The following is a 22,612-nucleotide window of genomic DNA, read 5'->3' on the forward strand; positions in this document are numbered from 1 at the left end:
CGTCCGGCCGGCCTCACCGCCCCCAATGCCACGCGAGCAGCAGCGCGTACAGCGCCATCGATGCGACGTAGAGCGCGGCGAGCAGCGCGTAGCCCGCGAACTGGCGACTGATCGTCGCCTTCGGCGTCACCCACCAGTCGAGCGCCCTGAAGGCGGCGGGCACCAGCCACCAGCCGAGCAGCTGGGTGCTGACGAGATTGCCGACGAACAGCGATAGCCAGACCGGCACGCCATGACTGTCGATCAGCGGCCGGCTGATGAAATAGCCCCAGAGGTAGACCACGGGATAGAGCACCAGCAGGACGATGAGATTGCTCTTCCAGATCAGCCCCGGACTTTGTTCCGGAGCCTGCGTCTTACCGGCCGGGAACCAGAAATTGAAGCCGTAGCTCGCCCGCTTCACGTTCATGCCGGCATTGAAGCGCTCGCCCTCCTTCAGCAGCGTCTGCCGCAACGGCGAGTCGAGCCAAGCATTGAGAGTGGCATCAGAGTCGAACGACAGGATGATGATCCATTCGTCGTGCAGGCCCGGAATCGGCCGCTCGATCTTGTGGCGCAGGAAACCCTTGAACTCGGCCTCCGTCGCCTGGATGCGCTGCTGCCATTTCAGGAACGCATCCTCGAGCCCATCGGGGACTTTGAACGAGATGACGGCCGAGACCGCGCTGTCACGCTGAACGCCGGTGTCGGGCAGGATATGGACGTCCTCCGAACCGACGAAGAAGCGCTGCACTTCCGCGATGAGTCGTGCCCGCACATCGCTCTGGAGCCAGGCGCGTGCTGCGGAGGGGCTGGAGAAACGCAGTATCGTCACCCAGTCCACATGCGCTGGCGGTCGCGGCGGCACGACCTCTTGGCCGAGAAAGCCGGGCCAAGCCTTGAGCACCTCGCCGACCTCGCCGTTCCAGCGTGCGAACGCAGCAAAGCCATCGTCGGCAATGCGGCGTTGGATGACGAGGGCGACCGGTTGACCGGCCGCGTCAGGAGTTGCGCTCATTGGCAGCCGTCCGCTTCAGCTCTTCTTGTAGAGACGCTTGCCCATCACCCAGGTCTCGTCGACGCAGCGATCGTCGCCGACCATCATGACGGCAAACAGCATGCTCGCGGCCTCGTCCATCGTGCGCGGGCTCCCGCCATCGGCAATCAGCGACTGATGCCACGCTTGCGCGGCCTGTCCGCCGTTCGGATCGAGCGCGACGAAATCGGCTTCCTTGCCGGGCTCGAAATTGCCGAGCTTGTCGTCGAGGTAGAGACCTTCGGCGCCGCCGAGCGTGATCGACCAGAAGCCCCGATAGGGCGAGAGCTTGTTGCGCTCGGCCTCGGCAAGGTCCTTCCGCGTCGGATCGATGCTGCCGTCGAGCAGCGTGTTGTTGCACATGCCGACCTTGTAGGCGTCGTCGAGCACGGAGATCATCGAGAAGCGGTTGCCGCCGCCGACGTCGGTGCCGAACGACATCTTGACGCGATGCTCCGGATCGGTGGCGCGGCCGAGCCGGAACAGGCCGCTGCCGAGAAACAGGTTCGAGCACGGGCAGAACACCACCGCGGCGCCCTTCTTCGACATGCGGCGGAATTCATTGTTCGAGAGATAGACGCCATGGCCGCCAGAGAACTTTGGACCGACCAGGTCGAACTTCTCGTAGACGCCGAGATAGTCCTGACAGTCCGGATGCTCGACCAGCACGCCGCTGCATTCGGCCGGGTTCTCGGAAATGTGGGTGTTGACCCAGCAATCCGGGTGCTCGTGCTTGAGGCGCTGGCACGCTCTCAGCAATTCCGGCGAGGCACCGAAGGCAAAGCGCGGCGTGATGGCGTAGAGGTTGCGGCCCTTGTTGTGGTACTGCGCAATCAGCCGTTTGCTGTCGCGATAGAAATTGTCGGGAGTATCGATGAAATCGGCTGGCGCGTTGCGATCGATCCCGGTGAGGCCCGCGATGACGCGCATGTTGCGGCGGGCGGCTTCCTCGAACAATTCCTCGGTTGAAACGGGCGAGGAGCTCGTGAAGGCCTGGCAGGTGGTGGTGCCGGAAGCGAGCAGCGCATCGAGGAAACGCTTCACGCCCTCGCGCGCGTAGTTGCGATCCCGGTATTTGAGCTCTTCCGGATAGACCCACTTCTGTAGCCACGGCAGCAACTGCTCGCCATAAGCCCCCAGCACGCGGGTCTGCGGCAGATGGATGTGGCCGTCGATGAAGCCCGGGACGATGATGCGGTCCTTGATATGGGCGATCTCGACGCCCGGATGCGCGGCGGAAATCTTGTCATAAGGGCCGAACGCCTTGATCACGCCGTCGGTGACGACCATGAGGCCATCCTGGTGAAAGCGCGCCGCGGCCTGCTCGTCGCCGACGTGCTTCCAGGGATCGTCGACGAAGTCGAAGAACGTGCCTCGAATGGCAACGGTGGTCATGATTGGTTCCTCCCTCAAGCCTGTGTCGTGTGGCGCGCCGATGGCAGCGAGATCGCGAGCAACGTTCCGGCGACGGCGCAGAGGCCGAGATACAGCCATCCGAGCGGCGCCTGCGTTGCTTCAGGCAGCACGGCCGCGATCGCCATGGCGCCGCTCACCGCGAGATAGCAGAGCGCGCTGATCAGGCCGCCGATCAGGCCGTGGTCGCTTTCGAACAGGCCGAGCGCCATGCCGTACATCATCGGACACAGCACGCCGCAGCCGCCGAGCACCAGCGCGCCGCCGATCGTGATCGACGCAAAATCGAGGCCCAGCGTCATGCCTGTTACGGTCAGGACGGCGGCGCCGGCGAGGAATAGCGCGAAGGCGCCGAAGCCCATCACGCGGGCCGGCACGAAGCGCGCGAAATGCGCGCAGCCCAGTTCGCCGGCGAGATTGACCCCGCCAAGGCCGAGCGCGACGAGGCCGTAGATGGCCGCCGAATAGCCAAGACCAGTCTGGTAGAAGAACGGCGCGACGACGCCGAACGCCAGTTGCGCGCTGGCGGCAGCGGCAAAGACCAGCACGAAAGCCAGGAAGCCTCGACGAACGAGCGCCTCGCGCAAGATACCGGCAGTGCGGCGCGGATCGAACGGCGCACGCCGTTCCGCTGGCAACGTTTCAGGCAGAAGAAATACGACGATCGTGGCAACGATCGCCGCGGCGATCGCAATGACCACGAAGACACCGCGCCAGGACGTCAGCTCGACGATGAAGCCGCCGGCTGCCGGCGCAAGCACGGGCGCCAATCCCCACGCGGCTCCAAGCAGACCCGCGATCGCAGTGAGCTCACGGCCGCGGAAGCAATCGGCGGCGACCGCATAGGCGACGACGAGACAGGTGCAGCCACCGATGCCTTGCAGGAAGCGCAAGCCAAGCAGCAGCGAGGCGCTGGTCGCCAGCGCGCAGGCGATGCTCATCGCGATCAGCACCGAGAGCCCTGCGAGCAGGACGTTGCGGCGGCCGAGCGTATCGGAGGCGATGCCGACCGGCACCAGCGCGAGACTCATGCCGAGCATGTAGGCGGTGACGGTGTTCTGCATCGACGCCGCGTCGGCGGCGAGATCCACCACCATCTGCGGCAGGCCGGGCGTATAGGCATCGAGCGGAATCTGGCTGAACGGCACGACGCACAGCAGGATCGGCACGATCCCACCCTTCGCGCGACCAGCGTCGGAAGCAAGTGCAGTCATGACTAACGCCCCTCGATGCCCGCGGATCCCGTCTTTTCGTGCGCGCAATGAGAGGCGTCGACGCAGGTTGCGGATATTGACGCGCGGGAAGCTGCCACAACTGTGTGTAGAAACTCTTAGGAGGTCCCGTCGCGATACGGAATCTGACGGCTGATGTCGTGGCCGCGGAGCGCGCCGACAAAAAACGCGAAAACAACCCCATGCAAAGTAGAAATCACTGAAGAATTTCGTCCGCCGCGACTCTTGCCCTGTCGGCACGAAGGTTTGACTCGTCGGGCAAAACAGGCGCAGAATTACAACATCGCCAATTGCGAGTTCGTCGTTGCACCGACGCCATTAACCGCTCGGAAGGCATCGCTGCTTCCGATACGCGGCCGGCGCTGGCCGGGCGAAGGTCAGAGCAAGAACCCCTCGAGAGCTCCGAGAAACTGCCGCGGCGCTTGGAGCTGCGGCACGTGCGCGCATCCTGGAATGATCTTGAGCTCAGCGTGCGGCAACCCAGCAGCCAGTTCGTGCGACATCGGCGGAGGCGTCGCTTCATCGTGCTCGCCGACCAGGACGAGCACCGGCACATTCACTGCGGCAAGCTCGGTGCGGAGGTCGAGGCCTGCCAATGCCTCGCATGCGGCACGAAACACGTCGGGATCCGTCCGCAGAAATGCGGCGCGACGATCCTGCATCAGGTCGGGGTGCCGCTCCTGAAACTCGGGCGCGAACAGGCGCCGCATCGCGATATCGGTGATGGCCTCCAGCCCCTTTGCCCGAGACACCTTTGCCATGTTGCGAAATGCCTCGCGTCCGGGCTCCGAAAAGGCCGCGCCGCAATCAGCGAGAACAAGCCGGCTGGCGATCTCCGGATGCCGGATCGCCATCTGCAGGGCGACGAAGCCGCCATAGCCATTGCCGAGCACGATCGACGGCGCGCCGCCCGCGGCATCCCGCACAGCCTCTGCCATCCGGTCCGCGACAGCAGCAAGTCCGCCCTCGACCGTGCGTGAACGGCCGAACCCGGGCAGCTCCGGCGCGATGGTCTGAAACGATCCCGCAAGCTCCGGCACGATCGCATCGAAGCTGGCCCGATCCGATAGCAGCGAATGGAAAAGAAACAGCGGAGGTCCCTCGCCCGCCTGCGCGGCGTTGACGGTCCCGTTGGCAAGAAGCCTGTCCATATTCGGTCTTTCCCTAGCTTCGTCGGTGGCTGGCATGCCGCGGAGGCCCTTGATTGATAAATCAACTGTCAGGGAATTCAAGCATTTGGCTCTTGACGTGAAATATCAGGATTGTCAGATTATGGCCAACGAGGTCCAAAGAATTATGCTTTTGCGCGAAAATATCTACGATCTTCTCAGAGCTGATATTTTATCTTGCAGGCTTACGCCGGGCAATGAAATGCGCGAGCAAGACCTTGCCGAGCGCTATTCGGTGAGCCGGCAGCCGGTTCGCGATGCGCTTCTGCGGCTCCAGCGCGAGCACCTCGTGACGGTGCAGCCGCGCCAGGGCTACCGAGTGACGCCGATCTCGCTTTCCGATGCCCGCGACCTCCTGCGCTTCCGACTCGCACTGGAGCCGGCCTGCGTCGCAGAGGCGATCGAAAGCGCATCCGACAGCGTCTTGAAATCGCTCGACGAATTCCGCCGCTTCTCGGGCAATCACGAGGACTTCATCGCCTACAATCGCGGCTTCCACACTGCGCTGGCCCATGCCTCCGGCAATCGCCGCATGGCAACGGCGCTGTGCGACCTGATCGGCCAGGCCGACCGGCTGGTCCGTGTCAGCATTTCCAACCTGAAGGGCCACGACCCCGCAAAGCTCGTCGCAGAGCACGTCGCACTGATCGACGCCATGCAGCAGCGCGAAACGCGCACCGCGGCGCGCATCATCAAGGCCCACATCGGGGACACCGAAAAACGCGTTCTGCCGGCGCTCAAGCGCAACGCCGTCATCGTCGAAGAGAGGTCATCATGAACGTTCCCTCGAAGCCCGCGTCGATCGACGTCGAAACCCACGGCAATTTCATCGATGGACGGGAAGTCGAAGCCGGAGACGGCGCGATGCTGGACGTCCGCAATCCCGCGACCGGCGATGTCATTGCCCGCATTCCCAATTCAACCGCCGAAGACATCGACCGCGCGATGAAGAGCGCGCGTGCAGCCTTCGAAGGCAAGGCCTGGGGCGGCATGGACACCCGCGCCAGGGCCAGGCTGGTCAACAAGCTCGCCGATGCGTTCGAGGCCAATCTCGACAGCCTGTATCGGCTTGAGACTCTCAACAACGGCCGCCCGGTCAACGAGACCCGCGCCCAGCTCTCCCGCCTTCCCGATTTCTTCCGCTACTTCGCCGGCCTCGCTTTGTCGCGCCGTGACTCCGTGATCCCCGTCGAAGGCGCCTATCTGAACTACACGCTCCGCACCCCCATCGGCATCGTCGCCAATTGCACCCCGTTCAATCACCCCCTGATGATCCTGTGCAAGTCGCTCGCCGTGGTGCTGGCAACCGGGTGCGTCACCGTGGTGAAGCCGTCCGAATACACGCCGCTCACGACCCTGAAGCTCGCGCAGATCTTCACGGAAGCAGGCCTGCCGCCCGGCGTCTTCAATATCGTGCTCGGCCTCGGCCCCACCACCGGCAAGATGCTGGCCGAACACGGCGACATCAACAAGCTGGTCCTGACCGGCGGCACGGAGGCCGGCCGCATCGCCGGCAGCGCGGCCGCAAAGGTGTTCGCGCATCAGACCATGGAACTCGGCGGCAAGACGCCGGTGATGGTGTTCGACGATTTCGACGTGGACCGCGCCGTCAACTATGCCGCGTTCGGCGCATTCATCGGCGCCGGACAGACCTGCGTCTGCGCCTCGCGCCACATCGTCCAGGCCTCGATCTACGACGAGTTCGTGGAGAAGCTGCAGGCCAAGACCCGCACGATCCGCGTCGGCGATCCCTTCGATCCCGGCACCCAGATGGGCCCCGTGATCTCGGCCAAGCAGCGCGACCGCGTTCTCGCCTATGCGGGCTATGGTCACGCCGACGGTGCGCGTCTCCTCACCGGCGGTGTCGCCGCGAAGGTACCGGGCCACGACAACGGCTATTTCGTCGAGCCGACGGTGTTCGCCGACGTCAAATCCGACATGCGCATCTTCCAGGAGGAAGTGTTCGGTCCCTTCACCTCGGTGACGCCGTTCAAGGACGAGGCCGATGCGCTCCGGCTCGCCAACGACTCGCCGTTCGGCCTTGCCGCAGCGATCCGTACCCGCGACGTCGCCCGCGCTCACCGTGTCGCCGCCGCGGTCAAGGCCGGCATCGTCTGGATCAACGATCATCACCGGCTCGACCCGGCCTCGCCCTGGGGCGGCGTCGACGATTCCGGCATCGGCCGCGAATGCGGCGCCGAAAGCTTCAACGACCATTTCAACACCAAGAGCGTGATGGTCGCGACCCACGAGCAGCCGTTCGACTGGTATCGCGACACGGCCAATCAGAAGCGGCTGAACTAGCAGAACCGCACCCGGCCGACCGCCCATAGAAGGCGGGCCGCATCAACCAGAATGACAGTCAAGGGAGAGCGTCAATGTCGACATCGGTAAACGCGGGCAGCCGTCTCGATCGGCTGCCGATCGGTCCATTCCACCGCCGCATCATGCTGCTGATCGGCATCGGAATGTTCTTCGACGGTTTCGACATCTACATTGCCGGGACGGTGCTCAGCGTCACGCTGAAGTCAGGCTTTTCGACGCTCGCTCAGAACGCGGCCTTCATCTCCGCGACGTTCGTCGGCATGATGCTGGGGTCGTTCGGCACCGGCTTCCTCGGCGACCGCCATGGGCGCCGCTTCACCTATCAGTTCAATCTGCTCCTTTTCGGCATCGCTTCCCTTGCCGCGGCATTCGCGCCGAACATGGCCTTCCTGATCGCCTGCCGCTTCGTGATGGGCGTCGGCCTCGGAGCCGAAAACGTCGTCGGCTATTCGACGATGACGGAGTTCGTGCCCGCCCGCACCCGCGGCAAATGGCTCGGCCTCACCGCCGTATGCGTCGTGACGGGCCTGCCGGCGGCACTTTTGATCGCATCCGTGCTCGTTCCGCAGTTCGGCTGGCGCTCGATGTTCGTGCTCGGCGGCATCGGCGCGCTCGTCGTCTGGTACATGCGCAAGTCGCTGCCGGAATCCCCGCGCTGGCTCGAAGCCGTGGGACGCACCGCCGAGGCGGAAGCGCTGATGCAGGCGATCGAGAAGGAAGCGGCGCAAGGACAGCCCTTGCCTGCGCCGGCGCCCGCGACACCCGCTCCGGTCGCTCCCGATCTCGGCACGTTGTTCACTGCGCCCTTGCTGTCGCGGATGATCGTCGGCGCCATCTGCCTGATCACGATCAACACCCTGCTCTATGGCTTCGTGACCTGGCTGCCCGTGTTCTTCGTCAAGCAGGGCCTGTCGGTCGCGACATCGTTCGGCTATTCGCTGCTGATGGCGCTTGGCGCGCCGATCGGCGCGGCCATCGGTGCATTGACCGCCGACCGCTGGGGCCGCAAGCCGACGATCATCGGCGCATCGCTGATCTCGGTGGCGCTGGGCATGCTCTATCCCATGATCTCGGATCCGATCCTGCTGCCGGCCGTGGGCTTCGCGCTGACGGTGCCGATTTACATCCTGGTCGCACTCCTGTTCGGCATCTACATTCCGGAGCTGTTTCCGACCGAGGTCCGGCTGCGTGCGTCGGGCATCGTCAATACGCTGGGGTGCGGCGCCACGATCGTCACGCCGTTCCTGGTCGTGTCGCTGTTCGAGTCGCGCGGCATGGCAGGCGTGATGGCCCTGATGATCGGCTTGCTCGTGGTGCAGATCGTCACGGTCTGGGTACTCGGTATCGAGCCCCGACATCGCAGTCTCGAAGAGCTCAAGGCCGAAGAGGCTGCCGCGCCGGTCCTCAAGGAAGCGTCCTGAGAGGCCGCCGGACGAGCGCGGCCTGCATGGTTCGAGACGCCCGCTTACGGCGGGCTCCTCACCATGAGGGTCTGACATCTGGCTACATAGCGCCACCTCATCCTCAGGGCCCTCCGTAGGCGTGCGTCGCGAAGGACAGGGGCGCAGGTAAACTTGCCACCCCGACCGATGGGCAGATCTGCGAGATAGCTACGTCTTGTCGGCCGATTGCGCCTCCACCGCCTGCACCGCGACACTCGCGACCTGCCGCAGCGCTTCGCGGTCCGCGCCCGAGGACGCCATCACGCCCATGCCGACGGAGACGGCCGAGACATAACGCGCGAGCGCGGCGGGGTCGGATGTTGGCTTGAGATCACCTTCGGCCTTGGCGCGAATGAAACGGTCGCGGAGCTGGTCCTCGTTCTGGGCGCGGCGCGCGGCCAATTCGAAAGGGACGTTCTCGGAACCGCTGCCGCAGGCGATGCCGCCTTGCACCAGGAGGCAGCCGGGCGGATTGGCAGGATCAGTCTGCTTGTCGGCGATGCCCATCAACATCCGCTCGGCAACGGCGCGGGCGGTGGGTGCTGCCACCACCTCGTCCATCCAGATGTTGCGCAGCTTGGTGTAGCGGTCGAGCGCAGCCTTCAGCAGGCCCTCCTTGTTGCCGAAGCAGGCGTAGAGACTGGGCGGGTTGATGCCCATGGCCTCGGTGAGCTGGGCAATTGTCGCGCCCTCATAACCATGGCGCCAAAACACTTCCATCGCCTGGTCCAACGCCAGTTCGGCGTCGAATTCGCGGGGGCGTCCCATGCCCATGTGCCTGTCTCCTCGGAATTCGCGTTCTGCAGAAGGCTTAACGTCGATTCCTAACTATTTGTTCTAATTCTACTTTCCCAGGGCCTTCCAATTCTTGCGGTATGCCGCTACAATTTTCTTAGTGAATGGTACATAAGTATCTTGCACTGCGGTATCCAGCTCCACATCTGTAGTGAACACTACATATCTGGAGCGCGCAAATGCCCCCCTCCCAAAACACCTCTCGCACCGGCCGTTTCCGCCGCCTTCTTGGCGGCGTTGCCATCGTGGGCGCCCTCGCCGCGGTCGGCTCGATTGCGACCGGCCGCTATTTTCACGCGGCGCAAGCGACGGCACCGGCCGCCGCGGCCGAACAGGCCGTTTCCGTCACCGTCGCGATGATCGAGCCACGGCAGACCGTGCTGTGGGACGATTTCTCCGGCCGGCTGGAGGCCATCCACCGCGTCGAGCTCCGTCCGCGCGTTGCGGGTGCGATTCTGTCGGCGAATTTCACCGAAGGGGCGCTGGTGAAGGCGGGCGACGTGCTGTTCAAGATTGATCCCGCCCCTTATGCGGCCGAGGTCGACAAGGCTGCAGCCCAGCTCGAAGCTGCGAAAGCGCGCGTCGTCTTCACCCAGAGCGAGCTCGAGCGCGGTGCGCAGCTCGTCGGCAACGCCGTGGTGACGCGCCGCGACTATGACCAGCGCGACAACGCCAACCGCGAAGCCATCGCCAATGTGAAGGCGGCCGAGGCGACGCTCCAGACCGCAAAGCTCAATCTCGACTACACCGAGGTGCGCGCCCCCGTGGACGGCCGCGTCGGCAAGATCGAGGTCACGGTCGGCAATCTCGTCGCCGCCGGCACCGCGTCCCCGGTCTTGACTTCGCTGGTCTCGATCAATCCGATCTACGCCTCGTTCGATGCGGATGAAGAGGTCGTGCTGCGCGCGCTGAACTCGATCGCGGATGCCTCCGGCAGGCGCGGCGAGCTCGACCAGATCCCGGTCGAGATGACCACGTCGGGCGACCTGTCCGCGAAGGGCCACATCCAGCTCATCGACAACCAGGTCAACGGACAGAGCGGCACCATCCGTGTCCGCGCTGTCTTCCACAACGAGGACGGGCGCCTCATCCCCGGCCAGTTCGCCCGCGTGCGCATGGGCCAGCCGAAGCAGCAGGCACTGGTGATGATCGACGAGCGCGCGATCGGCACCGACCAGGACAAGAAGTTCGTGATGGCGGTCGGCGACGACAACCGCGCCGTCTACCGGCCCGTCACGCTCGGCGGCACCGTCGACGGGCTTCGCATCGTCACCTCGGGTCTGAAGTCCGGCGACCGCATCGTCGTGAACGGGCTACAGCGTGTGCGTCCCGGTGCCCTGCTCAAGACGGAGGTCGCGGCGATGGGTGCGCGCGGGCGGCAAGCGGCCTCCAACCACGGCAGCCAGGACGTGGTGCAACGCTAAGTCATTCCGGGGCGCGACACAGACGTGAACTCCGGTGCGCAATTGCGCACCTGAGAATCTCGAGACTACGAAGCTCCGATCATCTCACCTCTGGATTCCGGGTTCGCGCGCGATGCGCGCGCCCCGGAATGACGGTGAAGCGGTCGGAGACAGGGAAGATATTGCCCAGGGGCAAAAGCCAATGAATCTCTCGAAGTTTTTCATCGACCGTCCGATCTTCGCCGGCGTGCTGTCGGTGCTGATCTTCCTCGCCGGCCTGATCTCGCTGTTCGCGATGCCGATCTCGGAATACCCGGACGTGGTGCCGCCCTCGGTCGTGGTGCGCGCGACCTATCCCGGCGCCAATCCCAAGGTGATCGCGGAGACGGTGGCAACCCCGATCGAGGAGCAGATCAACGGCGTCGAGAACATGCTCTACATGTCGAGCCAGGCGACCACCGACGGCGCGATGACGCTGACGGTGACGTTCCGGCTCGGCACCGACCCCGACAAGGCGACGCAGCTGGTGCAGAACCGCGTGCAGCAGGCCGAGCCGCGCCTGCCGGCCGTGGTGCGCCAGCTCGGCATCATCACCAAGAAGTCGTCTCCCGACCTCACCATGGTCGTGCACCTGCTGTCGCCGAACGGCCGGTACGACATGACTTACTTGCGCAACTACGCCGTGCTCAACGTCAAGGACCGCCTCGCGCGGATCGATGGCGTCGGCGACGTCCAGCTTTATGGTGCCGGCGACTATTCGATGCGGGTCTGGGTCGATCCTCAGAAGGCCGCCGAGCACGGCCTGACCGCGAGCGACATCGTGCGCGCGATCCAGGCGCAGAACGTCGAGGCCGCCGCCGGCGTGGTCGGCTCCTCCCCGAACGTCAAGGGGATCGACCTGCAATTGTCGATCAATGCGGAAGGCCGGCTCGCGAACGAGGAGCAGTTCGGCGACATCGTGGTCAAAACCGGCGCGCGCGGCGAGGTCGTACGCTTGCGTGACGTCGCGCGCGTCGAGCTTGGCGCCTCCGAATACGGCCTGCGCTCGCTGCTCGACAACAAGCAGGCGGTGGCGATCCCGATCTTCCAGGCGCCCGGCTCCAACGCGCTGCAGATTTCCGACAACGTTCGCGCCACCATGGCCGAGATCAAGAAGAACATGCCCGAGGGCGTGTCCTACCAGATCGTCTACGACCCCACCCAGTTCGTGCGCTCCTCGATCGAAGCCGTCATCCACACGCTGCTGGAGGCCATCGCCCTCGTCGTTCTGGTGGTGATCCTGTTCCTCCAGACCTGGCGCGCCTCGATCATCCCGCTCCTGGCCGTGCCGGTGTCGATCGTCGGCACGTTCGCGGTGATGCACGTGTTCGGCTTCTCCATCAACGCGCTGAGCCTGTTCGGCCTGGTGCTCGCGATCGGCATCGTCGTCGACGACGCCATCGTCGTGGTCGAGAATGTCGAGCGCAACATCGAGGGCGGGCTGTCGCCGCGGGATGCAACGTACCAGGCGATGCGCGAGGTGTCGGGTCCGATCATCGCGATCGCCATGGTGCTGATCGCGGTGTTCGTGCCGCTGGCCTTCATCTCCGGCCTCACCGGGCAGTTCTACAAACAGTTCGCGCTGACGATCGCGATCTCGACCGTGATCTCGGCCGTCAACTCGCTGACGCTGTCACCGGCGCTGTCGGCGCTGCTGCTCAAGGGCCATAACGAGCCGAAGGACAAGTTGACGCTGGTCATGGAAAAGAGCCTCGGCTGGTTCTTCCGCGGCTTCAACAAGGCCTTCACGCGCTCTTCCGAGAGCTACAGCGGCAGCGTTGGCAAGGTGATCTCGGGCAAGGCCGCCGTGATGGGTCTCTACGTGGTCCTCGTCGGCATCACCGCCCTCTTGTTCCAGCAGGTGCCTGGTGGATTCGTGCCCGGACAGGACAAGCAGTACCTCGTCGGCTTCGCCCGCCTGCCCGATGGCGCGGCGCTCGACCGGACCGAAGAAGTCATCCGCAAGATGAGCGACATCGCGCTGACCCAGCCCGGCGTCGAGAGCTCGGTGGCATTCCCGGGGCTGTCGATCTCCGGCTTCACCAACTCGTCCAACGCCGGCATCGTGTTCTCGACGCTGAAGCCGTTCGACGAACGCAAGGATCCCTCGCTCAGCGGTCCCGCCATCGCGGCCGAGCTGAACAAGAAGTACGCGGGCATCCAGGAAGCCTTCATCGCCATGTTCCCGCCGCCGCCGGTCAACGGCCTCGGCACCATCGGCGGCTTCAAGCTGCAGATCGAGGACCGCGCCGGTCTCGGCTATGACGCCTTGAACGAAGCGACCAACGCATTCATGGCTGCGATGCAGAAGGCGCCTGAGATCGCCGGCGTGTTCTCGAGCTTCCAGGTCAACGTGCCCCAGCTGTTCGCCGACATCGACCGCACCAAGGCGCTTCAGCTTGGCGTACCCGTGACGGAGGTGTTCAACACGCTCCAGATTTACCTGGGCTCCTATTACGTCAACGACTTCAACAAGTTCGGCCGCACCTATTCCGTCCGGGTCCAAGCCGACGCGCCGTTCCGCGCGCGCGCCGACGACATCAGGCAGTTGAAGGTGCGCTCGTCCTCGGGCGACATGGTGCCGTTGTCCGCGCTGCTCACGATCCGCCAGAGCGCAGGTCCGGAGCGCGCGATCCGCTACAACGGATTCCTGTCCTCGGACATCAACGCGGCGGCCGCGCCCGGCTTTTCATCAGGCCAGGCGCAGGAGGCGGCGACGCGGATCGCCGCAGAGGTGCTGCCGCCAGGCTTTGCCTTCGAATGGACCGACCTGACCTATCAGGAGTTCATCGCCGGCAATTCCGGCATCTGGGTGTTCCCGCTGGCGATCCTGTTGGTGTTCCTGGTGCTGGCCGCTCTCTACGAGAGCCTGACCCTGCCGCTCTCGATCATCATGATCGTGCCGATGGGCCTCCTGGCGGCGATGTTCGGCGTCTGGATCTCCAAGGGCGACAACAACGTCTTCACCCAGATCGGCTTGATCGTGCTGGTCGGTCTCTCCGCCAAGAACGCGATCCTGATCGTCGAATTCGCGCGGGAGCTCGAATTCGCCGGCCGCACGCCGATCCGGGCCGCGATCGAGGCGAGCCGGCTGCGGCTGCGTCCGATCCTGATGACGTCGATGGCGTTCATCATGGGCGTCCTGCCTTTGGTGCTCTCGACCGGCGCCGGTTCGGAAATGCGGCGAGCCATGGGCGTTGCCGTGTTCTCCGGCATGATCGGCGTCACGGTGTTCGGCTTGTTCCTGACGCCGGTGTTCTATGTGCTGCTCAGAACCGTCACCGGCATGAAGCCGCTGATCCACCACGGCAGCGACATCAGCGCGGCGCCGGTCCAGGGGCCCGCCGAGTGAACCGCGTCCCGCCGCGGCACGCCCCCGGCGGGACCAACAAGACCGGATCGATCATTTCCGGTTCTCTTCGCAGAATTTCAGCGCCGCCAGCGCCTCGCCGGCACGCGGGATCTGCATCTCGATGCTGTCGTCCTCGTCGTCTTCGAAATCGAGCGTAAGGCGCTTGGCCTTCGCGAGCCGATCCATGATCGATTGGTCGTAGACGAAGATGCCGCGCACGGTGGTCTTGTCCATGACCTCCCACTTGGCCTTCTTCATGATGTCGGCGTCATCGGTGCCGAGGTCGGCCCGGAGGACCTCGCCGGCCCTATCCCATTCCCAACCATCGTAGATCATCACGATCACGATCGCCTGATCGGAATAGGTGATCACGATGACGTAGTCGCGGTTCTCGTCATCCTTGTCCTTGTAGCCGCGGCTCGCATTGCAATGCGTGTCCTGCGCGCGCCTCTCGATGGTCCAGTCGCCGACTTTGGATTGTTGCGCAAGGGAAGGGCCGGCGCTCAAGATGCCTGCAAGCAATGCAGCGCCGCGACTGAATCGATTCATGTCGGCCTCCAGCGCGCTGCCCCGTGCTGAGATGATCATCTCTGTCGGCGGCTCGCAAGGATTTCAGTGGCCGCACAGAACGCGGCTGTGCCCTACCCCTGCCGCGGCACGATCGCGATCGGAGTAAAGGTGTAAACCTCCTCGCCGTTCTGGTTGAACATGGTCCATTTCACCAGCGCTATGCCCTGCGGCTTCGACTTGGACGGCGTCAGGCTCATGACTTCGCCGACCAGATGCAGCCGGTCGTCGGGGCGCACCGGCATCGTCCAGCGCAGGCCGTCGACACCGGCGCCAATCAGCGGATGCGGGCCGAACGGGCGGGTCTGGATCGCGAGGTTCATGGCGATCGCGGCGGTGTGCCATCCTGAGGCGGCGAGCCCCTTGAACAGGGTCGTCTTGGCGGCCTCGTGATCGAGATGCATCGGCTGCGGATCGAACTCGGCGGCGAAGCGCTTGATGTCGGCCTCGGTGACCACAACTTCGGGGGAGTTGAACCGCATTCCGACGGTGAGATCGTCGAACCACTCGACCTGCGCCATGATTTTGCCTCGCAGTATGATGCGCCGCCGCGAAGAGGCGGCCTAAAGGGCTTGGGCAATGACGGGATATAGCGGGCTCGCACCGCGTAAACCAGCGCCGGGTTCCGCGCGAAACCCCTTTCCCGATGCGACGAAACACGCCTGAAACAGATCGTCGGTTAAGTGGTTGTCAAAATAAATACAGGGACGGCCACCATGCAATTCATCCTCGACCTGATCTACGAATACTCCTGCTGCCAGAACCTCGTCGCCCAGCCGTTACGGGAGGACGAGCTATGATCGAGCTGATCTCAGCCCTGCTCGCCCTTTGCAGCATCGGCGTCTTCGCGGCGCATGCGCTGGACGCCTACCGCTCCACGCATTACTGACGTCGCGGCTTTCCCGGCACTAGAAGGGCCGCCGGTAGAAATGCTCGGAATGCGTCGCCGGCGGAAACCGGTTGGCGAGCGCAAGCGCTCCCCTCTCGTCCGTCTCGAGCGCGATCTTCTGCGCCAGCATCACGTCGCCTGGCACCAGGAAGCCTGACGGAACGAAGCACCAACCCATCGTGGCGCGCCCTTCGCCGTCGATCTCGTGCACATTGGCGGCCGTGCCGTAGTGGATGCGATAGGTTCTGCCGGTATCGCAGCCGACGACGTCGAAATACCGGTGCTGTTCGAACTGAACGCGCTGCGCCGGCGACAGCCATTCGGCCAGCAGCCGGCGGCCACGCGCGTCCGGCGTGTTCTCGCCGAAGAAGCGGCGGTAGAGTTCACGCAGCGCATGCAGACGCGCACGCGCCGGCGCGCGGAGCCAAACTGCCGCGATCATGGGCAGCTCAGATCAACCGCCGACCAGGCGGGGATAGAACAACGTTTCCTGCGCGGTCGGGTCGAACGATCGGATCCGGGTAACTTCGCCGGGCCCGGTTCGAAGAGCGGCGGTGAAGCCGGCTCCGGTCAGCTCCCGAAAGCGCCGTTCGGCTCGCGCCAGCGCCTCGGCATTGCCAGGATCAAACTCGTGGCGCGTATCGCCAGTTTGGTCCATCACGATCTGGGTAGCCATGTTGAGTCTCCTCATGCCCAGCCCTGAACTCGATCAAAGCAAACGTCGTGCCGTCAGTTCCAGTTGGCAACAACTTTCTCGCGCCGGCGCATCACTCCTTGCTGAGCAGCCCAAGACGAGACGAGATTGTCATCGCGTTCTAGGCTCTTGTTTAAGCATGATCTTTTCGAAAAACCGCTGCACACTCCTCCGGATCATGCTTCAGCGCGAAGCGGCGGCGCCTCCGCCCTCGTCGATCTGCCGGCCCATCAGCGCGATTGCCTTCTGATAGACGCCTGCAGCATTCCAAGCCTCGATCGCGGCAAAATTCGGCTCGCCGGGCTGGTACCCGGCTCCCGCGCGCCAGCCATGGGCTTTGAGGAAATTCGCGGTCGAACTAAGCGCATTGGCGGCAACTTCGAGGTTGCCGGTGCCGTAGGCCAGAATGCTCTTGGGCATGAACTGGGTCTGACCGACTTCGCCATGCATGGAGCCGCGGGTCGATCCCGACAGCGTACCGCGGTCGATCAGCTTCAAGGCGGCATAGAGCTGGTCGGTGAAGAATTCGGGCCGCCGGCAGTCATAGGCAAGCGTCGCGATCGACGACAGCATGTTCTGATTGCCGCGCTGACTGCCGAAGCCGGTCTCCATGCCCCAGATCGCGATCAGGGGTCCCGGCGGGACGCCATAGCGCTGCTCGATCGAGGCGAACAAGGCGGCATGCGACTGCTTGAGCTGCCGTCCCTTGGCAACGATGGTGGTGGCGCCGCGCTTGGCGAGGAACTGGTCGAGCGTCAGCGAGAAGCTGCGCTGGCCGCGGTCGGCCGCGATGGTGGCGCTGGCATAGTTCGTCTGCATCAGGGCCGAGAGTGCAGTGGGGCCGACGCCCTTGCCCTGCGCCTCCGCGCTGAATTCGCGTTTCCAGGCCTCGAAACCCGCCGGCGAGCTGCCGCATTGCGCAGCCTCAGCCGGGGAGGCCAGGCAACCGAGCAGCGTCATTGCGCCCAAAACCGCTCCCGCAACAACCCTGCCCCTGGTCATACCAATCTCCGTCCTGTACCGCTCGGCCGCGCCATCTTAACCGGTTGAACGCGCCGACTCCATGGCCGGATCATAGGACAATTCGAGGCCTTCCAGATCGCCCTCCTTGCGCCATTTGTCGAGCAGCCGCAGGAATGCCATCGGCCCGCGCCAATATTGGCTGTTTCTTGCCGCGATCGGATCGAACACGCCTTCGTTGTTGTAGTAGCCCGGCGTGCATTCGGCGAGATAGGTCTGGCGGCCGAGTGCGGCCCTGACGACCTCGTCGACCCAGGCGTTCTCGGCGGCAAGCGTCGGCTCCAGGGTGCGCGCCTTACGGTCTCGGGCCTCCTTGATGACATAGGCGATGTGCTGCGATTGTTCGTCGATAATGTGCGGAAAATTGGCGCTCTGACCGGCCTGCACCGTGACGATCAGGAAGCAGTTCGGGAAGCCGCGGCTATAGAAGCCGTGCAGCGTCTTGACGCCGTCGCGCCACCGCTCGGACAGGCTCATGCCGTCGCGGCCATACACCTCGAAGCCCATACGGCGCGCGTAGTCGGTGCCGACCTCAAAGCCGCTGGCATAGATCAGGCAGTCGAGCTCGTAGGCCTTGCCGTCGACGACGACGGCATTCTCCGTGATGCGCTCGACGCCCTGCCCTTGGGTGTCGACGAGATGCACGTTGGGGCGATTGAAGGTATCGAGATATTCGTCGTGGAAGCACGGCCGCTTGCAGAATGCCTTGTACCAGGGCTTGAGCGCAGCCGCGGTCGCCTCGTCCTCGACCACCGCGTCGACGCGGGCGCGGATCTCCTCCATCTTGCGGTAATCGGCCTGCTCGATCACCCTCAGGGCCTCGTCCATCGAGGTCACCGGCTGGGGCTGACGACGCGGCGCCAGCAGGATCTCGCCGAGCAATCCGGTCCAGCCATCCTGCACCAGATCCTGATCGAACGGCTCGCCTGAAATCACAGCCGTAAAATTGTCCATGCGTTCGCGCTGCCAGCCCGGCTTGAGGCTCTGCGCCCAGGCCCGATCCGTCGGACGGTCGTCGCGAACGCCGATCGCAGACGGCGTGCGCTGGAAGACATAGAGCTCCTTCGCCGAACGGCCGAGATGCGGCACACATTGCACGGCGGTGGCGCCGGTGCCGATGATGCCGACGCGCTTGTCGGCGAGACCGGTCAGGCCGCCGTCCGCATCGCCGCCGGTGTAGCCGTAATCCCATCGGCTGGTATGAAAGCTGTGGCCCTTGAACGTCTCGATGCCGGGAATGCCCGGCAGCTTCGGGCGGCTCAGCGGACCGCCTGCCAGAATGACGAAGCGCGCGCGGATGCGATCGCCCCGATCGGTCTCGACCAGCCAGCGCGCCTCCTGCTCTTGCCAAGCCACCCGCGAGATGACGGTCTGAAACAGCGCGCGCTCATAGAGCCCGAAATGACGGCCGATGCGGCGCGAATGCTCGTAGATCTCGGGAGCGCGTGCGTATTTGCGCACCGGCATGTAGCCGGTCTCTTCCAGAAGCGGCAGATAGATGTAGCTCTCGGTATCGCAGGCGGCGCCGGGATAACGATTCCAGTACCAGGTGCCGCCGAAGTCGGCGGCCTTTTCCACGATACGAAAATCCTCGATGCCGGCATCGCGCAACCGCGCACCACACAACAGACCGCCGAAGCCGCCACCGACGATGAGCACTTCAGTCGCCTCGCTGACGGCGGCGCGCGCAAATCCGGGATCGGCCCAGGGGTCGTCGAGATAGCGACCGAATTCGCCTGTGACCTCGACATACTGCGCCTTGCCCTCGGCGCGCAGACGACGGTCGCGCTCGTCGCGATAGCGAGCACGGAGCGCGGAAACATCGACCGTAGATGCGCCGGTTGTGCCGGTCTTGTGTCTTTCCGCTGACATTCATCTCCTCCACCGCGAACGCTGCTTCGCCGGCAGCTCACCTCACGTTAGCTCTGAAAAAGTGCCGCATGCAATCATGCTCGCTGTTTTTCGCGTGAACGCCGCGTGGCGTTCCGCTAACCTCGCGCGCAAATCACAAGCCTGCGCCGTGCAACGACGCGGCGATCTGGAGGAGACCATGCAGGGATTGATGATGGACATGCCGCTTCTGATCAGCGGCCTGATCCAATACGCAGCCGACTATCACGGCGAAGCCGAGATCGTCGCGCGCGAGATCGAAGGCGACATCCATCGCTACAGCTATGCGGACGCCCATCCCCGCATCAAGCGCATGGCGCTGGCGCTCAAGAGGCTCGGCATGAATCCCGGCGACCGCGTCGGCACGCTGGCCTGGAACACCCATCGTCATTTCGAGATGTTCTACGCGGCGCCGGGCATGGGCTACGTGCTGCACACCGTCAACCCGCGGCTGTTTCCCGAACAGCTCGTCTACATTATCAATCATGCCGAAGACCGACTGTTGTTCATCGACCGCGCCACCCTGCCGCTCGTCGAGGCGATCGCGCCGCAGCTCAAGACGATCGAGGCTTATGTCGTGATGTCCTCGCGCGAGCGCATGCCCGAGACCAAGCTCGCGAACGTCCATTGTTACGAGGAGCTTCTGGGACGCGAGAACGAGGCCGGCTTCGCCTGGCCGGAGTTCGACGAGAAGTCCGCCTCGACCATCTGCTACACCTCGGGCACGACCGGCAATCCCAAGGGCGTGATCTATTCGCACCGCGCCGCCATCCTGCAGACCATGACCTGCTGCAATTTCGATTTCCTGCCGGGCCATGTCGAGGGCGTGCGCGAGGTGATGATGCCGATGGCGCCCCTCTTCCACGGCAATGGCTGGAACATGCCGTTCACCGCGCCCTATACCGGCTCGAAGCTGGTGCTGCCCGGCCGCAACTACGAGCCCGACAAGCTCTATGAATTGCTCGAGGGCGAGAAGGTCACGCTGTCGGCGGGCGTACCGAGCTTCTGGCTGATCCTGCTCGACTGGCTCGGCCGCACCGGCAACAAGTTCTCCACGTTGCGCGCAACGTTGTCGTCCGGTTCGGCGCCGCCGCGCGCGATGGTCGAGAAGCTGAAGCGGGACTATGGCATCGACTATATTCAGGCCTGGGGCATGACCGAGGCCTTGGGCTGCTCGATGCCGGGCTTGCGTCCCGGCTCGGAGCTCCTCAGCGAGACGGAGAAATTCGACCGGCGCCAAGTCTCGGGACGCGCCTGTTTCGGTACCGCATTGCGCATCGTCGACGATGCCGGCAACGAGTTGCCGCGCGACGGCAAGACCGTCGGTCATCTGCGCGCCCGTGGCCCCTGGGTCGCATCCGGTTACATGAAGTTGGAGGAAGGCCTCGATCGCGACGGCTGGCTGATCACCGGCGACATGGCGGTGATCGACCCGCAGGGTCACGTGACGTTGACCGACCGCTCCAAGGACGTGATCAAGTCCGGCGGCGAATGGATCTCGTCGATCCAGCTCGAGGACATCGCCTTGTCTCACCCCGACGTGCTGCAAGCTGCCGTCGTCGCGATCGCGCACGAAAAATGGCAGGAGCGTCCCCTGCTCCTCGTCGTCCGCAAGAAGGGCGCGACCGTCGACGGCAAGACGCTGCTCGACCATATGCGCCCAAAGATCGCGAGCTGGTGGATGCCGGACGCTGTGGAGTTCCTGGACGAATTCCCGATGACCGGCACCGGCAAGGTACTGAAAGCCGCTCTGCGCGAGAAGTTCAGGGAATACCGCGTCGCGTGACGCGACGCATGTTCGCGCGGAAGTCCGCGCCGCCCTCGATCCAGGAGACGAACGATGCTCTACCCGATGTCACCCAAAGTCATCGAGCTCAAGCGCAAGCTCGAAAGCTTCATGGACCGGCACATCTATCCGAACGAGGAGCGCTTCTATCGCGAGGCCGAGGAGCTCGGGCCGTGGAAGGTCTATCCCGTGGTCGAGGAGCTGAAGCCGCTGGCGCGCGCCGAGGGGCTCTGGAATCTGTTCCTGCCGGAGTCCAGCCACGGCGCGGGTCTTTCCAATCTCGAGTATGCCCCGCTCTGCGAGGTGATGGGGCGCTCGCACCTCGCGCCCGAGGTGTTCAACTGCTCGGCTCCCGACACCGGCAACATGGAGGTACTGGAGCGCTACGGCACCGAGAAGGACAAGGAGCGCTGGCTGAAGCCGCTGCTCGCAGGCGAGATCCGCTCCTGCTTCGCCATGACCGAGCCGGCGGTCGCCTCGTCGGATGCGACCAACATCGAGAGCTCGATCGTGCGCGACGGCGACCATTACGTCATCAACGGCCGCAAATGGTACACGACGAATGCGACCGACCCGCGCTGCAAGATCTGCATCTTCATGGGCAAGACCGATCCCGACAATCCTGACCGCCACAAGCAGCAATCGATGATTTTGGTGCCAATGGACACGCCCGGAATCGAGGTCAAGCGTCCCCTGCCCGTGTTCGGCTTCTACGGCGTGCCCGACCGCGCCTCCGAAGTGGTGTTCACCAATGTGCGCGTGCCCAAGGAGAACATGCTGCTCGGCGAGGGCCGCGGTTTCGAGATCGCCCAGGGCCGCCTCGGGCCCGGCCGCATTCATCACTGCATGCGCCTGATCGGCCTGGCCGAGCGCACGCTGGAGAAGATGTGCCGCCGCGTGCGCAGCCGGGTCGCCTTCGGCAAGCCGGTCTCGGAGCAGACGGTGACGCAGGAGCGCATCGCGGAATCCCGCATCATGATCGAGCAGGCCCGGCTGCTGACGCTGAATGCCGCCCACGCGATGGACACGGTCGGCAACAAGGTGGCGAAGGCCGAGATCGCCATGATCAAGGTCGCCGTGCCCAACATGGCCTGCCAGATCATCGACTGGGCGATCCAGGCCCATGGCGGCGGCGGGACCTCGAACGATTTCGGCTTGACCCAGGCCTACGCCACCGCCCGCCTGCTGCGGCTTGCCGACGGGCCGGATGAGGTTCACCGCAACCAGATCGCACGGTTCGAGCTGAAGAAATACTCGAACGCGTAGCTGGGCATTGTCTGTTTCGCTAACCGGCGACGGCGACTTTCTTCCTTCTCCCCTTGTGGGAGAAGGTGGCATAGGCGGCTTGCGGCCGCCGTTCTTGAGAACGCCGAAGCAGAGCTTCGGCTATCGCGCCGGATGAGGGGTATCCATCCGCACGCACGAATTTAGAGTTTCGCGCGCGGAGACATACCCCTCACCCGAGCTAGCTTTTGTCTACGAGCGGATGTCCAGCGGATGGATGGGTAACAAACCAGACCGGATGGATAGGTAACAGTCGTTCATGGTTCGGTCCGCTGCGGCGCTGCGCTAGCGCAGCGC

The 22,612-nt window shown here is 64.4% G+C and carries 18 protein-coding genes; 7 read left to right on the forward strand and 11 right to left on the reverse strand.

All coding sequences use genetic code 11. The features are described from left to right. Positions 1-13 precede the first annotated feature (13 nt). From EDE08_RS25990 to EDE08_RS26005, 4 genes are all read right to left on the reverse strand, one after another. Positions 14-997 carry an antibiotic biosynthesis monooxygenase gene (locus EDE08_RS25990; RefSeq protein WP_131871407.1) on the reverse strand — a complete coding sequence of 328 codons (984 nt, stop codon included), beginning with the start codon at positions 995-997 and terminating at the stop codon, positions 14-16. Between the two features lie 15 nt (positions 998-1,012). Further along, the gene (gene guaD / locus EDE08_RS25995) at positions 1,013-2,410 is read right to left on the reverse strand and encodes a guanine deaminase (RefSeq protein WP_131871406.1); all 1,398 of its coding nucleotides are present in this window, start codon (positions 2,408-2,410) and stop codon (positions 1,013-1,015) included. 14 nt (positions 2,411-2,424) lie between these two features. After that, on the reverse strand, positions 2,425-3,642 hold the full coding sequence (locus EDE08_RS26000) for a multidrug effflux MFS transporter (protein ID WP_131871405.1): 1,218 nt from the start codon (positions 3,640-3,642) through the stop codon (positions 2,425-2,427). A gap of 395 nt (positions 3,643-4,037) precedes the next feature. Continuing rightward, entirely contained in the window at positions 4,038-4,811 is a 774-nt protein-coding gene (locus EDE08_RS26005; RefSeq protein ID WP_131871404.1) for an alpha/beta fold hydrolase, read from the reverse strand. 145 nt (positions 4,812-4,956) lie between these two features. Between EDE08_RS26005 and EDE08_RS26010 the strand changes: the two genes are divergently transcribed. From EDE08_RS26010 to EDE08_RS26020, 3 genes are all read left to right on the forward strand, one after another. Beyond that, a complete protein-coding gene (locus EDE08_RS26010; protein ID WP_165936173.1) occupies positions 4,957-5,607 on the forward strand; it encodes a GntR family transcriptional regulator in 651 nt (216 codons plus the stop codon). Then, positions 5,604-7,133: an aldehyde dehydrogenase gene (locus EDE08_RS26015; RefSeq protein WP_131871403.1), complete on the forward strand. Its 1,530-nt coding sequence runs from the start codon at positions 5,604-5,606 to the stop codon at positions 7,131-7,133. Before EDE08_RS26010 ends, EDE08_RS26015 begins: the two co-directional genes overlap by 4 nt. A 74-nt stretch (positions 7,134-7,207) precedes the next feature. Next, a complete protein-coding gene (locus tag EDE08_RS26020) occupies positions 7,208-8,575 on the forward strand; it encodes an MFS transporter (protein WP_131871402.1) in 1,368 nt (455 codons plus the stop codon). Positions 8,576-8,764: 189 nt separating this feature from the next. Here the strand turns inward: EDE08_RS26020 and EDE08_RS26025 are convergent, their stop codons facing one another. Continuing rightward, positions 8,765-9,370: a TetR/AcrR family transcriptional regulator gene (locus EDE08_RS26025; RefSeq protein ID WP_131871401.1), complete on the reverse strand. Its 606-nt coding sequence runs from the start codon at positions 9,368-9,370 to the stop codon at positions 8,765-8,767. A gap of 200 nt (positions 9,371-9,570) precedes the next feature. On the opposite strand from EDE08_RS26025, the gene EDE08_RS26030 reads away from it, so the two are divergent. Further along, on the forward strand, positions 9,571-10,815 hold the full coding sequence (locus tag EDE08_RS26030) for an efflux RND transporter periplasmic adaptor subunit (RefSeq protein ID WP_131871400.1): 1,245 nt from the start codon (positions 9,571-9,573) through the stop codon (positions 10,813-10,815). Positions 10,816-10,996: 181 nt separating this feature from the next. Next, complete coding sequence (locus EDE08_RS26035; RefSeq protein WP_131871399.1) at positions 10,997-14,185, forward strand: efflux RND transporter permease subunit; 3,189 nt, start codon at positions 10,997-10,999, stop codon at positions 14,183-14,185. Positions 14,186-14,236: 51 nt separating this feature from the next. On the opposite strand, the gene EDE08_RS26040 is transcribed toward EDE08_RS26035, so the two are convergent. The 6 genes from EDE08_RS26040 to EDE08_RS26065 all read right to left on the reverse strand — a co-directional run bounded on the left by EDE08_RS26040 (position 14,237) and on the right by EDE08_RS26065 (position 19,227). After that, complete coding sequence (locus EDE08_RS26040; RefSeq protein WP_131871398.1) at positions 14,237-14,734, reverse strand: hypothetical protein; 498 nt, start codon at positions 14,732-14,734, stop codon at positions 14,237-14,239. 92 nt (positions 14,735-14,826) lie between these two features. Further along, the gene (locus EDE08_RS26045; RefSeq protein WP_131871397.1) at positions 14,827-15,273 is read right to left on the reverse strand and encodes a MaoC family dehydratase; all 447 of its coding nucleotides are present in this window, start codon (positions 15,271-15,273) and stop codon (positions 14,827-14,829) included. 387 nt (positions 15,274-15,660) lie between these two features. Beyond that, the gene (locus tag EDE08_RS26050; protein ID WP_131871396.1) at positions 15,661-16,083 is read right to left on the reverse strand and encodes a hypothetical protein; all 423 of its coding nucleotides are present in this window, start codon (positions 16,081-16,083) and stop codon (positions 15,661-15,663) included. 12 nt (positions 16,084-16,095) lie between these two features. After that, a complete protein-coding gene (locus tag EDE08_RS26055) occupies positions 16,096-16,317 on the reverse strand; it encodes a hypothetical protein (RefSeq protein ID WP_007592399.1) in 222 nt (73 codons plus the stop codon). A gap of 201 nt (positions 16,318-16,518) precedes the next feature. Further along, entirely contained in the window at positions 16,519-17,337 is an 819-nt protein-coding gene (locus EDE08_RS26060; protein ID WP_131871395.1) for a lytic murein transglycosylase, read from the reverse strand. Between the two features lie 36 nt (positions 17,338-17,373). Continuing rightward, positions 17,374-19,227, reverse strand: a complete 1,854-nt coding sequence (locus EDE08_RS26065; RefSeq protein WP_131871394.1) for a flavin-containing monooxygenase — start codon at positions 19,225-19,227, stop codon at positions 17,374-17,376. Between the two features lie 178 nt (positions 19,228-19,405). On the opposite strand from EDE08_RS26065, the gene EDE08_RS26070 reads away from it, so the two are divergent. Both EDE08_RS26070 and EDE08_RS26075 read left to right on the forward strand, forming a co-directional pair. Further along, complete coding sequence (locus tag EDE08_RS26070) at positions 19,406-21,031, forward strand: long-chain fatty acid--CoA ligase (protein ID WP_131871393.1); 1,626 nt, start codon at positions 19,406-19,408, stop codon at positions 21,029-21,031. Between the two features lie 54 nt (positions 21,032-21,085). After that, entirely contained in the window at positions 21,086-22,297 is a 1,212-nt protein-coding gene (locus EDE08_RS26075) for an acyl-CoA dehydrogenase family protein (RefSeq protein WP_131871392.1), read from the forward strand. Positions 22,298-22,612 lie beyond the last annotated feature (315 nt).

It is taken from the genome of Bradyrhizobium sp. R2.2-H (genome assembly GCF_004346455.1).
Taxonomy (GTDB): Bacteria; Pseudomonadota; Alphaproteobacteria; order Rhizobiales; family Xanthobacteraceae; genus Bradyrhizobium; species Bradyrhizobium diversitatis.

Bases quoted from the DNA above. Each gene is read 5' to 3' on its own strand.
- EDE08_RS25990 (WP_131871407.1), bottom strand. From the start codon at position 997: ATGAGCGCAACTCCTGACGCGGCCGGTCAACCGGTCGCCCTCGTCATC.
- guaD (WP_131871406.1), bottom strand. From the start codon at position 2,410: ATGACCACCGTTGCCATTCGAGGCACGTTCTTCGACTTCGTCGACGAT.
- EDE08_RS26000 (WP_131871405.1), bottom strand. From the start codon at position 3,642: ATGACTGCACTTGCTTCCGACGCTGGTCGCGCGAAGGGTGGGATCGTG.
- EDE08_RS26005 (WP_131871404.1), bottom strand. From the start codon at position 4,811: ATGGACAGGCTTCTTGCCAACGGGACCGTCAACGCCGCGCAGGCGGGC.
- EDE08_RS26010 (WP_165936173.1), top strand. From the start codon at position 4,957: ATGCTTTTGCGCGAAAATATCTACGATCTTCTCAGAGCTGATATTTTA.
- EDE08_RS26015 (WP_131871403.1), top strand. From the start codon at position 5,604: ATGAACGTTCCCTCGAAGCCCGCGTCGATCGACGTCGAAACCCACGGC.
- EDE08_RS26020 (WP_131871402.1), top strand. From the start codon at position 7,208: ATGTCGACATCGGTAAACGCGGGCAGCCGTCTCGATCGGCTGCCGATC.
- EDE08_RS26025 (WP_131871401.1), bottom strand. From the start codon at position 9,370: ATGGGCATGGGACGCCCCCGCGAATTCGACGCCGAACTGGCGTTGGAC.
- EDE08_RS26030 (WP_131871400.1), top strand. From the start codon at position 9,571: ATGCCCCCCTCCCAAAACACCTCTCGCACCGGCCGTTTCCGCCGCCTT.
- EDE08_RS26035 (WP_131871399.1), top strand. From the start codon at position 10,997: ATGAATCTCTCGAAGTTTTTCATCGACCGTCCGATCTTCGCCGGCGTG.
- EDE08_RS26040 (WP_131871398.1), bottom strand. From the start codon at position 14,734: ATGAATCGATTCAGTCGCGGCGCTGCATTGCTTGCAGGCATCTTGAGC.
- EDE08_RS26045 (WP_131871397.1), bottom strand. From the start codon at position 15,273: ATGGCGCAGGTCGAGTGGTTCGACGATCTCACCGTCGGAATGCGGTTC.
- EDE08_RS26050 (WP_131871396.1), bottom strand. From the start codon at position 16,083: ATGATCGCGGCAGTTTGGCTCCGCGCGCCGGCGCGTGCGCGTCTGCAT.
- EDE08_RS26055 (WP_007592399.1), bottom strand. From the start codon at position 16,317: ATGGCTACCCAGATCGTGATGGACCAAACTGGCGATACGCGCCACGAG.
- EDE08_RS26060 (WP_131871395.1), bottom strand. From the start codon at position 17,337: ATGACCAGGGGCAGGGTTGTTGCGGGAGCGGTTTTGGGCGCAATGACG.
- EDE08_RS26065 (WP_131871394.1), bottom strand. From the start codon at position 19,227: ATGTCAGCGGAAAGACACAAGACCGGCACAACCGGCGCATCTACGGTC.
- EDE08_RS26070 (WP_131871393.1), top strand. From the start codon at position 19,406: ATGCAGGGATTGATGATGGACATGCCGCTTCTGATCAGCGGCCTGATC.
- EDE08_RS26075 (WP_131871392.1), top strand. From the start codon at position 21,086: ATGCTCTACCCGATGTCACCCAAAGTCATCGAGCTCAAGCGCAAGCTC.